This is a genomic window from Shewanella sp. 10N.286.45.A1 (genome assembly GCF_041470405.1).
Lineage (GTDB): Bacteria > Pseudomonadota > Gammaproteobacteria > Enterobacterales > Shewanellaceae > Shewanella.
In genome coordinates, this window is the sequence record NZ_JBFRMK010000095.1 from 16,386 (window position 1) to 32,057 (window position 15,672).

Consider the following 15,672-nt stretch of genomic DNA (forward strand, 5'->3'; position numbering starts at 1 on the left):
TGCTTACGCCTCTTGATTCATATTTGATAGTACGGGTAAGATTTTACTCACCTTATCAAAAGTTTCTTGATACTCGGCCTCAACCTTAGAATCAGCGACAATCCCGCCACCAGCCCAGCAGTAGATAATATTCTTATCTTTATCATTTTGCGCTACTAAGGTTCGTATAGTAATACTCGTGTCCATATTTCCATCTTGGCTAATATAACCAATAGAACCACAGTAAAGGCTTCGGCGTGAGGGTTCAAGCTCTTCAATTATTTCCATCGCTCGGATTTTAGGCGCACCGGTAATTGATCCACCAGGAAAGCACGATCTTAACAGGTCGCTAGCATTAAGAGATGGCTTTAATGTGGCAGTAACAGTGCTAACAAGATGATGAACAGCAGGAAAACTCTCGATATCAAAAAGTGTTGGAACAGCGACCGAGCCTGCTGTTGCTACCTTACCTATATCATTTCTAAGTAGATCTACAATCATCAGGTTTTCGGCACGATCTTTGTCAGAGTTGGCAAGTTCAAGTGCTAGCTCGTTGTCAATGGCAGGATCGTTATCTCTTGGCATTGTCCCTTTAATGGGCTTTGTTTGTACTTGATCGCCCGTTAACGAGATAAATCGTTCAGGCGATATCGATAACACGGCATGACCTGGTAGTCTCATGAAGGCTGAGAAAGGGGCGGCATTGCTTTGCCTTAACGTTTGGTAAGCTTGCCATTCATCACCCTGATAGTAACTGCTAAATCGTTGAGTAAGGTTGATTTGGTAGCAATCACCGCTTTGAAGGTATTGTTGTACTTGGGCGAATTTTTGATGGTAATCACTAGCATCAATTTGATTCTTCCAAGTAGAGATCAATTTAAACGGTTCACCCGCCAAATTAGAGGTATTTGGCGCCTGTTTTTTGAATGTCTTTTGGGCTTGCTGTGTCATTAAACCATCAAGTTGATTTTTTATCTTGGTTAATGATTGTTGGCTTTGGTAATGGACTAATGACCAGCATTTTTGTTGGTAATCAAACACCAGTGCCCAGTCATAAAAGCCAATATTCATTATTGGTAGCGTGACGTCGTCATTTGCATTATTAGGCAGCTTTTCAATTTTACGCGCTAGATCATAACTAAAACTTCCCATTGCACCGCCAGAAAAGGGCAATGAGCTCTCTTTGGCGATAGGATACAGCTCAGCCAAGGTTTTGTTTAACAATTCAAACGGATCATCTAAATACTCTTCAATAGTAAGCTGTTCACTAGCAATGCCACTGTGAAGCGAAAACAACGGTTGTCGATTCAATGAGTGCGTGATTCTACTTGACGCTTCACTGCTCGTTAATGTCGCGATTGGAGCTGCGCAGATCACATCGTACTTTGCATCAACGTGATCAGCATTGGCAGAATCTAGCAAAATGGCCCATGGAGAGTCGGAAAAAAGGCTGAAAACGGTTTCAGTGGTCAAATTCCAATCAAGACGCATCGAATAAACGGATTTAGGCGTCATATTGTTCATCTATTAACCCTATCTAAAATGTGATGTTTAACTCAAAGTCGCGAAAGAGTATCATATTGCTCACACAAGTTATAAAAACAAAACACACAAGCCGTTAAGGCTGCTGGAGCGTACATCTTGAGCTGTTATCTGGATGTATCGGTTATCAAAATAAGTGTCTGTTAAAAAGGAAGTGTCTGTGAGCAAAGTAGTCCCTGTAATCAAGCAAGCCGATTTAATCGAAAGCGTTGCTGATGCCCTGCAATATATCTCCTATTATCACCCAAAAGATTTCGTTGACTCAATGGCTGATGCCTATGAGCGTGAAGAAAGTGCAGCAGCTAAAGATGCTATTGCACAGATCTTGATCAATTCACGTATGTCGGCGGAAGGGAAGCGTCCACTGTGTCAGGACACTGGTATTGTGACCTGTTTTGTTAAGATTGGTATGGCTGTCCAATGGGATAAAACCGATTTGACCGTGCAAGAGATGGTTGATGAAGGCGTACGCCGCGCATACACCAATCCTGACAATCCACTTAGAGCATCGATCGTTGCCGATCCTGCTGGTGGCCGTAAGAACACTAAAGACAACACTCCGTCAGTTGTGCATGTCGAAATGGTGCCAGGTAATCATGTCGAAGTTGCCATTGCAGCAAAAGGCGGCGGTTCAGAAAATAAATCTAAAATGGTGATGCTAAACCCATCTGACGACATTGCGGCCTGGGTAGAGAAAACGCTACCTACAATGGGCGCTGGCTGGTGTCCACCTGGAATGCTGGGTATAGGTATTGGCGGAACCGCTGAGAAAGCGGCTGTCATGGCAAAAGAGTCATTGATGGATCCTGTTGATATTCACGAACTACAAGCACGCGGTGCAGAGACGACAGACGAGAAATTACGTCTCGAGATCTTTGACCGTGCAAACAAGTTGGGTATTGGTGCTCAAGGTCTAGGCGGTGTGACGACTGTGTTAGATATTAAAATTAAATCGGCGCCAACTCACGCCGCATCTAAACCTGTAGTTATGATCCCTAATTGTGCGGCAACACGCCATGTGCATTTCCATTTAGATGGCACTGGTCCTGCTGATCTCGCGCCACCGTCTTTGGAAGATTGGCCAGAGATCACATGGGAAGTAGGAGAAAGCGTTCGCCGTGTTAACTTAGATACAGTCACTCAAGAAGAGATGCAGCAGTGGAAGAGCGGCGATACCGTGTTGTTAAGCGGTAAAATGTTAACTGGTAGAGACGCAGCTCACAAACGCATACAGAGCTTAATTGAAAGTGGCGAAGGGCTACCAGAAGGGGTGGACTTTAAGGGTAAGTTTATTTACTACGTTGGCCCTGTCGATCCTGTTGGCGATGAAGTTGTTGGTCCTGCGGGCCCTACGACTGCAACTCGTATGGATAAGTTTACTGACTTGATGTTAGAGAAGACTGGACTTATGGGGATGATTGGTAAAGCAGAGCGTGGCCCAGCAACCGTTGAGTCTATTAAAAAACATAAATCATGTTACTTAATGGCTGTAGGTGGCGCTGCTTATCTAGTGTCAAAGGCTATCAAAAAATCACGCGTAGTAGCCTTCGAAGACTTAGGTATGGAAGCTATCTATGAGTTTGATGTGAAAGATATGCCAGTGACCGTGGCTGTCGATTCTGAAGGCGTTAATGCTCACGATACCGGCCCCGCTATTTGGAAAGTTAAATTAAACAGCTAATTAGATCTGATATTTCAATAGCTGCTGGCTCTAATTTGACAAGTCAAAAGCGGCTGTTGAACTTATCCTTTAATGAGTTTTATTTAAACGGTGTTAAATTGACAGGTAAAAACTAGATACAAATTGAATGGCTTAAACGTATTGATTAAGCCATTTATTTTGGATAGTGTGCTGTATCGCTTCAGGGATAAATATACCGTTTAGTCTCGGTAAGACTCTTTTTAAACATAACAATAAGATAACTAAGATGAAAAAAACTGCAATCATTCTGGCGTTAGCGTCAGTGGGCGCTGCATTTAGCGTACAAGCCGCTAGCCCACAGCCTTTCAGTGTTCAACAATTAGTTAAAATCAACAAGCTGCACTCTGCTGTGCTGTCTAACGACGGTACAAAAGTAGTATATGCCGTGAAAAATGTTGATGCAGACGGGAAGGGCAGTTCAGACCTTTATATTCAAGATTTAAATTCAGCGACAGCTAAACAAATTACTCAATTTTCAGGCACAGAGCACAGCGTCGCTTTTGGCCCCAATGATAAGAGCATCTACTTTTTAGCTGCTCGTGATGGTTCTAGCCAACTATATCAGCTAGCACTGGACGGTGGTGAGGCTAGGCAAGTCACAGACTTCCCGCTCGATGTAGAAGGTTTTAAACTTTCTAATGATGGCACTCAAGCTGTCGTTAACATGCGTGTATTCCCAGAGTGTAAGGATTTAAACTGCTCGAAAGAGAAGTTTGAAGCAGAAGCTGCTCGCACGTCAACGGGCAGGGAATATAAACAGTTAATGGTGAGACACTGGGATACTTGGAATGACCATTCAAGAAGCCATCTGTTTGTTGCCAAGTTAAATGGTGAAAAAGTAACCACGGCTACCGACGTTACTGCGGGATTAGACACTGAAACACCACCTAAACCATTTTCAGGTATGGAAGAAGTAACATTCACACCTGATGGTAAGTATGTTGTTTATAGCGCGAAAGCACCAAGTAAAGACCAAGCTTGGATCACTAACTATGATTTATGGAAAGTGAGTGTCGATGGCGGTGAAGCAAAGAATCTTACAGAATCTAACAAAGCATGGGATGCACACCCGACTTACTCCGCAGACGGACGTTATTTAGCTTACTTAGCAATGTCAAAACCTGGTTTTGAAGCTGACCGTTACCGCATAATGTTGCGTGATACGGTAACAGGGCAAGAAAAAGAAGTAGCCCCTATGTGGGATCGTAGCCCGCACTCTTTGGCATTTGGTAAAGACAACAAAACGCTTTACGTGACTGCACAAGATATAGGACAAGTGTCAATATTTGAAGTAAACACTCAATTTGGTGACGTAAAAACTATCTATAACGAAGGTAGCAACAGCGTCGTTGGCATTAATGCCGACAAAATCGTATTTAGTAAAAAGTCACTGGTTGAGCCAGGCGATCTTTACTCTATTAATTTAGATGGTCAAAACCTAAATAGACTTACTGAGATCAATAAAGACAAGCTTGCAGAGATTAAGTTTGGCGAGTATCAACAGTTTAGCTTTAAAGGTTGGAACAACGAAGAAGTTTATGGCTACTGGATTAAACCATCTAACTATAAAGCAGGTGAGAAATACCCGATAGCCTTCTTGGTTCATGGTGGTCCACAAGGCTCATTCGGCAACTCGTTCAGTAGCCGTTGGAATGCTCAGCTATGGGCTGGAGCAGGTTATGGCGTCGTGATGATCGATTTCCATGGTTCGACCGGTTATGGTCAAGCATTTACTGATTCAATTACTAAAGATTGGGGTGGTAAACCACTTGAAGATCTACAGAAAGGTCTTGCTGCAGTCACTAAGCAACAAAAATGGTTAGATGGCGATAGAGCTTGTGCGCTAGGCGGTTCATACGGCGGTTACATGATGAACTGGATCCAAGGTAACTGGAATGATGGTTTTAAATGTCTAGTTAACCATGCAGGTTTATTTGATATGCGCTCAATGTATTACGTAACTGAAGAGCTTTGGTTCCCTGAATATGAGTTCGGTGGTACGTATGCTAAGAACAAAGAGCTGTATGAGAAGTTTAACCCAGTCAACTACGTAGATAACTGGCAGACTCCTATGTTGGTCATTCACGGCGAGAAAGACTTCCGTGTACCTTATGGACAAGGTTTAGCGGCATTTACCTTTATGCAGCGTAAAGGGATCCCATCTGAATTGCTTGTCTACCCAGATGAGAATCATTGGATCTTAAACCCAGACAACTTAGAGCAATGGTACGACAATGTTCTCGGTTGGATGGATCGCTGGACTGAGAAGTAACAGTCAAAACGACAAGCCAGAACAGATGTTCTGGCTTTTTTTTTGCAAAGATTCAGATTGAATACCACCCGGTTTAGACTACTTTTTCTTTTATTCAGTAATTAGAGGATAATTATGGCTACGCTAGCAAATACACCGAAACCACCTTACTACTGCGTTGTGTTTACTTCGCTTTTATCTAACGATACTGAAGGTTATGCTGCCATGGGGGCGCGGATGGAAGCCCTTGCAGCAAGTCAGGTTGGTTTTTTGGGAATAGAGTCGGCTAGAGAGGAGTTAGGGATTACCGTCTCTTATTGGCAGTCATTGGAAGCCATTAAAGCTTGGAAACAAAATGCAGAACATATTGAGGCGCAGCAGATAGGCAAAGCGCGCTGGTACAGTCAATTTGCGTTAAGAATTAGCAAAGTCGAACGTGACTACTTTATGTAAGCTACCTATGCACTAGCGCGAATTAGCAAGCCTTTTAGTTGCATGAATGCTAACAATCCTCAGTGTAAGCCGTAACCGAATAACGTCGAGATTTTGGTGGCGCGCTATACACCACATGGCATCTATACTGTCCATTTTCTATCTCGGTTAGCTTATCCTTAGATACCGCAGGCACTATCGCTGTTGCAGAGTTTTCTGTACGGGCAATGGTGATAAAAAATTGCTCTTCATTTATACCAAAAACAGTACGGTAATTGGCATTAACGGTACTTGATGAAGAAAACGGAGCAATAGGGTAACCTAAACTCACATATAAACGGGTGCCACTGGCGTCAATATAGTACTCACCGACAGGGACATCCCAATTGGGATTGTTTCCACATTGATAACTACATCCCTCTAATGCTTCTATATTGGCTAGGCTACTTTTTGCAAAGGCTAATCTGTTTTGGGTTGAGATCAAAGCGGCGAGAGCGCGCACATCGGCAGCTTTTGCTTCGGAACTGATATTCAACATCTTAGGCATTGCCACAATAGATAAAACAGCCAATATAATAATTACAATAACCAATTCGATTAGAGTGAATCCTGATGGAGGCTTGCACTTAAATGACATGCTGTTACTTACTAAGTTTAAGTTGCTCGCAGCCTAACGACTTTGGCTAAATGCAACAAGTTATCACTGTAACATATTGATACACGGCTTCAGGAACTGTTAACTCCGTCACGTTTTAATCGTTAACAAAACCTGCAAATTTTAAGCCTGTTAACAGTTCACTTTGTTTGCCTGGATGGCGTATTACTATAAAGTAATGACTGAAGTCACGATGGTCGCAATAACTCAATATCAACAGAGCATGAACTAGAAATTTTTAGTGAAAAAAATTGAGCTGTGATTTAGCTAGAGTATACATCCAATGGGTGTTACCAGACATCTTGTTGTTATACTTAAATTTACTTGTTTTGGGTGAGTTGAATTATATTGATTGAAAACATATTAATGTTAAGCGTTTTATCAAAACTAGTGGTTCGTTAGATAAATAAAAAGGCCTACATACATAATGCAGGCCTTTTAGAGTTAGCTCTCTTTGGGGCTAAGTCCACTTCAAAAACTTAGCAAGTCCAAAGACGACAGAGACTAAAATTGGTTCATGGTGTTGTCTTTACCAGATGCCTTCAATGCTTGGTCACCGGAGAAGTACTCTTTGTGATCGTCACCCATATCTGAACCGGCCATGTTTTGGTGTTTAACACAAGCGATGCCTTGACGGATCTCTTTACGTTGAACATTAGCCACGTAACCCAGCATACCTTGGTCACCGAAGTACTCTTTAGCCAAGTTATCAGTAGACAGCGCAGCTGTGTGGTAAGTAGGTAATGTAATCAAGTGATGGAAAATACCTGCTTCACGTGCAGCATCTGCTTGGAAGGTTCTGATTTTCTCATCAGCTTGAATTGCAAGTTCAGTAGAATCGTAATCAACGCTCATAAGTTGGTCACGGTTGTAGGCAGCGACATCTTGTCCTGCTGCTTCCATTGCATCAAATACTTGCTGACGGAAGTTTAGTGTCCAGTTAAATGAAGGCGAGTTGTTATAAACAAGTTTGGCATTTGGAATGGTTTTACGGATCTCATTAACCATGCCGCCAATCTGAGAAACATGTGGCTTTTCAGTCTCAATCCATAGTAAGTCCGCACCATTTTGCAGTGAAGTTATGCAATCGAGCACACAACGTTCTTCACCTGTGCCTGCGCGGAACTTAAATAGGCCATTTGGTAAGCGTGAAGGTTTCACTAACTGACCGTTTTGCTGGAATACCACATCACCGTTAGCAAGATTAGCCGCATCAATTGCTTCAACTTCTAAGAATGAGTTGTACTGGTCGCCCAAATCACCCGCTTCATTTGTAACTGCAATTTTCTGTGTGAGACCGGCACCTAATGAATCGGTACGCGCAACGATTACGCCATCATCAATACCAAGTTCTAAAAACGCATAACGGACAGCGTTAATTTTTGCTAAGAACTCAACATGCGGTACGGTCACTTTACCGTCTTGGTGTCCACACTGTTTAACGTCAGATACTTGGTTTTCAAGCTGAATACAGCAAGCTCCGGCTTCAATCATCTGCTTCGCCATTAGGTAAGTCGCTTCTTCGTTACCAAAACCGGCATCAATATCAGCAATGATTGGTACTACGTGAGTCTCGAAGTTATCTATTTTTGCTTGAATTGCTGGCTTGTCTGCAGCGCTAGCTGTATCTAGCTGGCGAAATAAGCCACCAAGTTCACGAGCGTCAGCTTGGCGAAGGAAAGTGTATAACTCTTTAATCAGAGAGGCTACAGAAGTCTTCTCGTGCATAGATTGGTCAGGAAGGGGACCAAACTCACTGCGAAGTGCTGCAACCATCCAGCCTGAAAGATATAAGTATCGACGCTTAGTCGTTAGCAGATGCTTTTTAATCGAAATCATTTTTTGCTGACCAATAAAGCCATGCCAGCAACCAAGAGACTGGGTGTACTGCGATGAATCTTTATCGTAGTTATCCATATCTTCGCGCATAATCTTTGCAGTATATTTAGCAATATCTAACCCAGTTTTGAAACGATTCTGTAGACGCATACGGGCTACTGATTCTGGGTTGATTGCATTCCATGCACTACCTTCTGCATTAATCAAGGTAGCGGCTTCATCGATGTTAGTTCTGTAGTTTGTCATGTGTATATTCCTTTAACAATATGATTAGCGGCGATTGATTACGTTGAAAATATTAGTTAGATTTGGTTAAATAAGTCTAATTTATAGTTTCTATTCTCGGTATTTATCTTATGAATGTATCTCGTATTGACCTGAATTTGTTAGTTTATTTAGATGTATTGTTACGTGAACGAAATGTTACAAAGGCGGCGGATCAGCTTGGGATCAGCCAGCCAGCGATGAGTAATGGTCTAAAAAGATTGCGGACATTGTTTGATGATCCCTTGCTGATCAGGACCAGCCAGGGGATGACGCCCACAGAAAGGGCGCAAGAGTTGCAGCCAACAATAAGCGAACTAATTATTGGGTTAGAAAAAGCCGTTCAGCCACGAGCCAAATTTAATGCTGCTGAAAGCGAACAAGTGTTCCGTGTAATGGCAAGTGATTATGCTGAAGCGACGCTAATTCCACCGCTTATTGCAAAGCTTCGTACTGAAGCGCCAAATGTGATTTTAGATATCATGACCCCAAGTGATGTGAGTTTCCCTGATGTAGAACAAGGAAGAGTCGATATGGTGATTAACCGTTTTGACAGTATTCCACAATCATTCCACCAAAAAGTACTCTGGAGTGATGACTTTAGTTGTTTGATTAGTAAGACTAATCCTGTGTTAGAGAAGTTTTCTCTCGATAGTTACCTTGAAGCTAAACACGTTTGGGTGAGTAAAACGGGCATGGGAGTCGGTGTAGGGATGGACCCTGATGACGTGCAACGGTTAGGCTGGGTTGATGAAGCCTTAACTCGCATCGGTGTACAAAGGCGAATAACCGTATTTACACGGCATTACCAAGCTGCTTGTTTGTTGGCAGAACAACAAGATTTGATCGCAACCATACCAAGTAAGATGGCAAGACAGCATGAACACAACGACAGAGTTCGTATCGTTGCACCGCCTTTTATTATTCAACCTATTGCTCTCACTATGGCCTGGAGCCCTCTACTACAGCACAATCCCGCACATAAGTGGATGCGTCAACTCATTACACAAACGGCTGATAGCTTTAGTAGAGGAAAAGTATGAGTTGAATGATTTGTACTATTGTGACGTTTTTTTACACCAAAAGCCTATTAGTCATAATCCTGGTGAATAGTGAGCATTGTTGTTATAAATTAGATAAATGTGGTTTGATTGATATAGGGTAAAGAATATAGTGCTAATTGGGTGTAATTAGTAAACGGACGAGAGTGTTCATTAGGACTTTGCAAAGGATTAAGAGGGACAACAAATGACTCAATATATTCAAATTGGTGGCTTAAAGGTTGCTACAGAGTTAGCGGAGCTGGTCAAAGATGAGATTTGCCAAGATATTGGGATCTCAGCTGAAACCGTATGGACAAAGTTTGAAGAACTTGTAGCTGAATTTGCACCTATTAACCGCAGCTTATTGGCAAAGAGAGAGCAGCTTCAACATCAAATTGATGAATGGCATGTTGGTCATAAGAGCCAAGACTTCAACCTTGAAGCATATAAGACTTTCTTAACGGATATCGGTTATTTAGTACCAGAAAGAGAGGCCTTCTGTATTAGTACCGAGAACGTTGACACTGAAATTACCGAGCAAGCTGGTCCACAACTTGTCGTGCCAGTTAAAAATGCCCGATTTGCTCTAAACGCAGCAAACGCACGTTGGGGCAGTTTGTATGATGCTTTATACGGTACTGATGCAATTTCAGAAACTAATGGTGCAGAGTTAAGCAAAACCTACAATCCTGTTCGCGGCGCTAAAGTGATTGCTTTCGCAAAGCAGCATCTTGATACGGCAGCACCATTAATTCAAGGCTCTCATGCCGATGTAACAACATACCGCATTGAAGGTGGCCAATTAAAGGTATCCCTTGAAAATGGTTCAGAAACTCAACTTGTTAATCCTGAGCGTTTTGTGGGTTACCAGGGTGATGCTAAGACGCCAGATGCTATTTTAATAAAGAATAATGGTCTCCACATTGAGATCCAAATAGATGCAGCGAGTCTTATTGGTAAAAGTGATAAGGCAGGAGTCTGCGATCTTCTCGTTGAGGCCGCAGTAACGACCATTATGGATTGTGAAGACTCAGTTGCCGCCGTTGATGCTGAAGATAAAGTAGAGATCTATCGTAATTGGCTTGGATTAATGCAAGGAAACTTAACCGCTACGTTAGCTAAAAATGGCAAAGAGATTGTTCGAGAGCTCAATGATGACAGAGGTTATACCGCACCAAGTGGTCAACAAGTAACACTACCTGGTCGCAGTTTATTGTTTGTCCGTAACGTTGGTCATTTGATGACTATCAATGCTGTATTAGATAAGCAGGGCGAAGAGGTTCCTGAGGGGATCTTAGATGGTATGTTTACCGTGCTTGCAGCGCTACATGATATTAAAGGACATAATAATAATCGCAGTAACAGCCGTAAGGGTTCAATTAACATTGTGAAGCCTAAGATGCACGGGCCTGAAGAAGTTAAGTTCACATGTGAGTTGTTCACAAAAATTGAAGATGCATTAAAGCTAGCCCGTAATACAATTAAAGTCGGCATTATGGATGAAGAGCGCCGCACTACCGTCAATTTAAAAGAGTGTATTCGTGAAGCCTCTGAAAGAGTGGTATTTATTAATACAGGGTTTTTAGATAGAACAGGCGATGAGATCCATACCTCGATGCAAGCTGGTCCATTTGTTGCGAAATCGAAAATGAAACAGCAAAAGTGGATTGCAGCTTATGAAGATTGGAATGTTGATATTGGCTTAGCGTGTGGTCTGCAGGGACGTTCTCAAATAGGTAAAGGTATGTGGCCAATGCCAGATGAAATGGCTGCCATGTTTGAGCAAAAGATTGGCCATCCTTTAGCTGGTGCCAATACCGCTTGGGTTCCATCGCCTAATGGCGCAGTTTTACATTCGACGCATTATCATAAGATTAATGTAAAGGAAGTTCAGAATGAACTGAAAAGTCGTGCTAGAGCGAGTTTAGATGATCTACTCACCATCCCACTAATGCAGAATCCATCAGAGCTATCTGAAGAGCTAAAGGCTTTTGAGTTAGAAAATAATGCACAAGGTATACTGGGATATGTCGTACGCTGGATTGATCAAGGAGTAGGTTGTTCCAAGGTACCCGATATTAATAATGTGGGATTGATGGAAGATAGGGCAACGTTAAGGATCTCTTCTCAGCATTTAGCAAATTGGTTAACACACGGTATATGCACTGAAGAAGAAGTCATGACCGCGCTTAAAAAGATGGCTGCAATTGTTGATGAGCAGAACAAAGGGGATAGTAGCTATATTAATATGTCTCCAAATTTCGATGGCATCGCATTTAAAGCCGCTTGCGATCTTGTCTTTAAAGGAACCACGCAGCCTTCTGGGTACACAGAGCCTTTATTACATGCGTATCGCATTAAAGCTAAAGCTTTAGCACATCATTAAGCTAAAATAAAAAGCCTTAACAGCGAGCTGTTAAGGCTTTTTTATGAAAACAATATATCTGTGTTTTAGTTATTCGTCGCTGTAGTCATTACCGTAATAGCTCGCGAGTAAAACCTGCTTTAGTTCGGCAATCAGTGGGTAACGAGGGTTAGCGCCGGTACACTGATCATCAAATGCATCTTCAGCAAGTTCATCTAGTTTTGCGATGAAGTCGGCTTCGTTGACGCCTGCTGCTTGGATTGAGCTTGGAATGCCAATCTTCTCCTTGATGACATCAATTTCTTTAAGTAGAGCCTCGACTTTTTCTTCATCTGTAACGCCTTCACCGATGGTGCCTTCAAGTTTTAAGTACTCAGCTATTTTTGCATAGCGACATAATGCCTTAGGTCTATCGTACTGACTAAAAGCTGCTTGCTTAGTCGGCATGTCAGTTGCGTTGAAACGAATAACATTACTAATAAGCAGTGCGTTAGCTAGACCGTGTGCTAAGTGGAACTCTGCACCTAGCTTATGTGCCATAGAGTGACAAATACCGAGAAATGCGTTGGCAAATGCGATACCCGCAATTGTTGCGCCGTTATGTACTTTCTCGCGGGCTAATGGGGCATTGGCACCGTGCTCGTAAGAATCGGGTAGATGAGTGAATAGTAGATCTAGCGCTTGCAACGCTTGGCCGTCACTGTACTCGTTTGCCATTACGCTCACATAGGCTTCTAAAGCGTGAGTTATTGCATCAATACCACCGAAAGCGGTTAATGATTTTGGCATATCCATCACCAAATTAGGATCAACAATTGCCATATTCGGCGTCAATTCATAATCTGCGATAGGGTATTTCATACCCGTTTTTTCATCTGTGACCACTGCAAAAGGAGTCACTTCTGATCCAGTGCCTGATGTTGTCGGTATCGCTACCATCTTGGCTTTTTTGCCCAACTTAGGGAACTTGTAGATACGTTTACGAATATCCATAAAGCGTAGTGCAAGATCGGCAAAGTCAACGTCTGGATGCTCGTACATTACCCATATGATTTTTGCAGCATCCATTGGTGAACCGCCACCTAACGCGATGATGACATCTGGCTGAAAGCTATGCGCGACCTTAGCGCCTTGCTCAACGATTTGCATCGTTGGATCAGCTTCAACATCATAAAATACTTCGGTTTCTAATCCTTGGCTCTTGAGGATTTTTATTGTTTCATCACAGTAGCCGTTGTTGAATAGGTACTTGTCGGTGACGATAAGCGCACGCTTCTTGTCTGATAGTTCTTCTAAAGCAATGGGCAAACTACCACGACGGAAGTAGATAGATGATGGAAGTTTATGCCACAACATATTCTCAGCCCTTTTAGCGACCATTTTTTTGTTAATAAGATGACTTGGCCCGACGTTTTCTGAAATAGAATTTCCGCCCCAAGAACCGCAACCGAGCGTTAAAGAGGGAGCGAGCTTGAAGTTATAAAGATCGCCGATACCACCTTGTGATGCGGGCGTATTAATTAGAATTCGTGCGGTTTTCATTCTAAAGCCAAATGTTTTGACACGTTCAACCTGTGTATCTTGATCCGTATACAAGCCAGATGTATGACCAATACCACCAAGAGTCACTAATGCTTCAGCTTTATCCATTGCATCTTCAAAATCATTTGCACGATACATTGCTAATAGCGGTGATAGTTTTTCATGGGCAAAGGCTTCTGCTTGGTCGATATTACAGACTTCGCCAATTAGCACCTTAGTACTGTGATGAACCTCTATGCCTGCCATTTTTGCAATGTTCGCGGCACTTTGTCCGACAATATCAGCGTTCAAACCACCATTTTTAAGGATAACGTCTTGCATAGCGGCTGTTTCTGCATCATTAAGTACATAACCTCCGTGGCTGGCGAAACGTTCTTTGACGACATCATAGATCTCATCAACAATGACAACTGCTTGTTCTGACGCACAGACCACACCATTATCAAAGGTTTTTGACATTAATATAGAACTAACTGCACGTTTTATATCAGCCGTTTCATCAATGACTATTGGTGTATTTCCGGCGCCAACACCAATTGCAGGTTTGCCAGAAGAGTATGCAGCTTTAACCATGCCCGGACCGCCGGTAGCCAATATAAGGTTGATATCGGCATGGGTCATTAATTGATTTGAAAGTGCGACAGAAGGTTCATCTATCCAACCTATAATGTCTTTCGGCGCGCCTGCAGCTACTGCGGCTTCGAGCACTATTCTAGCAGCTGTAGTGGTTGAATTTTTAGCTCTAGGATGAGGAGAGAAAATAATACCGTTACGGGTTTTTAAGCTTATTAATGCTTTGAATATCGCAGTAGAAGTTGGGTTAGTCGTAGGAACGATACCGCAGATTAAGCCAACCGGTTCCGCAATCGTGATGGTACCAAAGGTAGGGTCTTCAGATAGGATCCCACAGGTTTTCTCATCCTTGTATTTGTTGTAGATATACTCGGAAGCGAAATGGTTTTTAATCACTTTATCTTCGAGTACGCCCATCCTCGTTTCTGTAGCAGCCATTTTTGCTAGCGAGATGCGGGCATCTGCTGCAGCAAGTGCGGCAGCTCTAAAGATCACATCGACCTGTTCTTGGCTATAATCGGCAAATTGTCGTTGAGCTTCAACGACTCTGCTAACCAGATTATTGAGTTCCTGTTCATTAGTAACTGTCATAGTGTGTGTCCTAAAAAAATTTAGCAAAATTGTATTTTGCTAACCATTCTCAGATCTCGAACTGTATCCATGAAGAAAAATTACACTCAAATGACCTTGTTCACCGTGATCAAGTCCGCAAAAATGTTGCTATCTGTAATAAAATAACTATCTTAGCAACAGGGTGTTACGTTTATGTAAACATCAGCTTTAAAAATCGATTAATAAAATTTATTCAAAGTTGTGATTTCGGTTAGAAAATCTCATTTTTGGATTTTGGATAGTTGCGTTAGAGTAGCGCAACTTTTTTATTACGAATATAGACGCGCTAAGGCGCAGAGGACAAGACGTTGGATTTAACTCTTTATGTAAAGTTTTTCTTAGGGTTAATAGCGATCATCAACCCATTTGGCTTGTTGCCGGTTTTTGTAAGTTTAACCAGCCATCAAACTGAAGTTGAACGCAACCAGACAGGTAAGATCGCAAATTTCGCGGTTGTTGTTATCTTATTGGTAACGATTTTTGCTGGCCAACATATATTAAATCTGTTCAGCATTTCTCTATCGGCTTTTAGAATAGCAGGCGGCTCACTGATTTGTATTATTGCCATGTCGATGTTGCAAGGTAAGTTGGGCGAGGTCAAACGAAACAAAGAGGAAGACCGTGAAGCGTCAGGTATGGAATCCGTTGCTGTCGTGCCGCTAGCGTTACCATTAATGGCTGGTCCCGGTGCCATTAGTTCGGTGATCGTATCGGCAGCTGAGCATAATAGCTTTGAGAACCTGATTGGCATGTCTATTACGGTGATCCTGTTTGGTTTGTTAAGTTTCTCACTGTTTAGAATGGCGCCACTCATTTTTAAGGTGCTGGGTAACACAGGCATTAACGTCATTACACGTTTAATGGGCTTGTTGA

The 15,672-nt window shown here is 42.4% G+C and carries 10 protein-coding genes; 6 read left to right on the forward strand and 4 right to left on the reverse strand.

From position 1 onward, the window contains the following. Positions 1-3: 3 nt before the first annotated feature. Positions 4-1,503, reverse strand: a complete 1,500-nt coding sequence (gene pabB / locus AB4238_RS08500) for an aminodeoxychorismate synthase component I (RefSeq protein WP_372032867.1) — start codon at positions 1,501-1,503, stop codon at positions 4-6. A 178-nt stretch (positions 1,504-1,681) separates the two neighbouring features. Here pabB and AB4238_RS08505 point away from each other — a divergent pair, with 178 nt between their 5' ends. From AB4238_RS08505 to AB4238_RS08515, 3 genes are all read left to right on the forward strand, one after another. After that, positions 1,682-3,202, forward strand: coding sequence for a fumarate hydratase (locus AB4238_RS08505; protein ID WP_372032868.1), 1,521 nt, complete (start codon positions 1,682-1,684; stop codon positions 3,200-3,202). A 247-nt stretch (positions 3,203-3,449) separates the two neighbouring features. Further along, the gene (locus tag AB4238_RS08510; RefSeq protein WP_372032869.1) at positions 3,450-5,495 is read left to right on the forward strand and encodes a prolyl oligopeptidase family serine peptidase; all 2,046 of its coding nucleotides are present in this window, start codon (positions 3,450-3,452) and stop codon (positions 5,493-5,495) included. 114 nt (positions 5,496-5,609) lie between these two features. Continuing rightward, positions 5,610-5,927, forward strand: a complete 318-nt coding sequence (locus tag AB4238_RS08515) for an antibiotic biosynthesis monooxygenase (RefSeq protein ID WP_372032870.1) — start codon at positions 5,610-5,612, stop codon at positions 5,925-5,927. 49 nt (positions 5,928-5,976) lie between these two features. Here AB4238_RS08515 and AB4238_RS08520 read toward each other — a convergent pair whose 3' ends face one another. Beyond that, positions 5,977-6,543: a prepilin-type N-terminal cleavage/methylation domain-containing protein gene (locus tag AB4238_RS08520; RefSeq protein WP_372032872.1), complete on the reverse strand. Its 567-nt coding sequence runs from the start codon at positions 6,541-6,543 to the stop codon at positions 5,977-5,979. 522 nt (positions 6,544-7,065) lie between these two features. Beyond that, positions 7,066-8,646 (reverse strand): isocitrate lyase, encoded by a 1,581-nt coding sequence (locus AB4238_RS08525; protein WP_372032874.1) that lies wholly within the window; start codon positions 8,644-8,646, stop codon positions 7,066-7,068. 110 nt (positions 8,647-8,756) lie between these two features. Here AB4238_RS08525 and AB4238_RS08530 point away from each other — a divergent pair, with 110 nt between their 5' ends. Both AB4238_RS08530 and AB4238_RS08535 read left to right on the forward strand, forming a co-directional pair. Then, a complete protein-coding gene (locus AB4238_RS08530) occupies positions 8,757-9,707 on the forward strand; it encodes a LysR family transcriptional regulator (protein WP_372032876.1) in 951 nt (316 codons plus the stop codon). A 205-nt stretch (positions 9,708-9,912) separates the two neighbouring features. Next, entirely contained in the window at positions 9,913-12,093 is a 2,181-nt protein-coding gene (locus tag AB4238_RS08535; protein WP_372032878.1) for a malate synthase G, read from the forward strand. A gap of 69 nt (positions 12,094-12,162) precedes the next feature. On the opposite strand, the gene adhE is transcribed toward AB4238_RS08535, so the two are convergent. Further along, entirely contained in the window at positions 12,163-14,778 is a 2,616-nt protein-coding gene (gene adhE, locus AB4238_RS08540; protein ID WP_372032879.1) for a bifunctional acetaldehyde-CoA/alcohol dehydrogenase, read from the reverse strand. Between the two features lie 329 nt (positions 14,779-15,107). Here adhE and AB4238_RS08545 point away from each other — a divergent pair. Continuing rightward, a partial coding sequence (locus AB4238_RS08545) for a YchE family NAAT transporter (protein ID WP_372032880.1) occupies positions 15,108-15,672 on the forward strand: 565 nt, incomplete at its 3' end.

Excerpts from the sequence above, each read along its gene's own strand:
- pabB (WP_372032867.1), bottom strand. The coding sequence starts at position 1,503 with ATGAACAATATGACGCCTAAATCCGTTTATTCGATGCGTCTTGATTGG.
- AB4238_RS08510 (WP_372032869.1), top strand. The coding sequence starts at position 3,450 with ATGAAAAAAACTGCAATCATTCTGGCGTTAGCGTCAGTGGGCGCTGCA.
- AB4238_RS08515 (WP_372032870.1), top strand. The coding sequence starts at position 5,610 with ATGGCTACGCTAGCAAATACACCGAAACCACCTTACTACTGCGTTGTG.
- AB4238_RS08520 (WP_372032872.1), bottom strand. The coding sequence starts at position 6,543 with ATGTCATTTAAGTGCAAGCCTCCATCAGGATTCACTCTAATCGAATTG.
- AB4238_RS08525 (WP_372032874.1), bottom strand. The coding sequence starts at position 8,646 with ATGACAAACTACAGAACTAACATCGATGAAGCCGCTACCTTGATTAAT.
- AB4238_RS08530 (WP_372032876.1), top strand. The coding sequence starts at position 8,757 with ATGAATGTATCTCGTATTGACCTGAATTTGTTAGTTTATTTAGATGTA.
- AB4238_RS08535 (WP_372032878.1), top strand. The coding sequence starts at position 9,913 with ATGACTCAATATATTCAAATTGGTGGCTTAAAGGTTGCTACAGAGTTA.
- adhE (WP_372032879.1), bottom strand. The coding sequence starts at position 14,778 with ATGACAGTTACTAATGAACAGGAACTCAATAATCTGGTTAGCAGAGTC.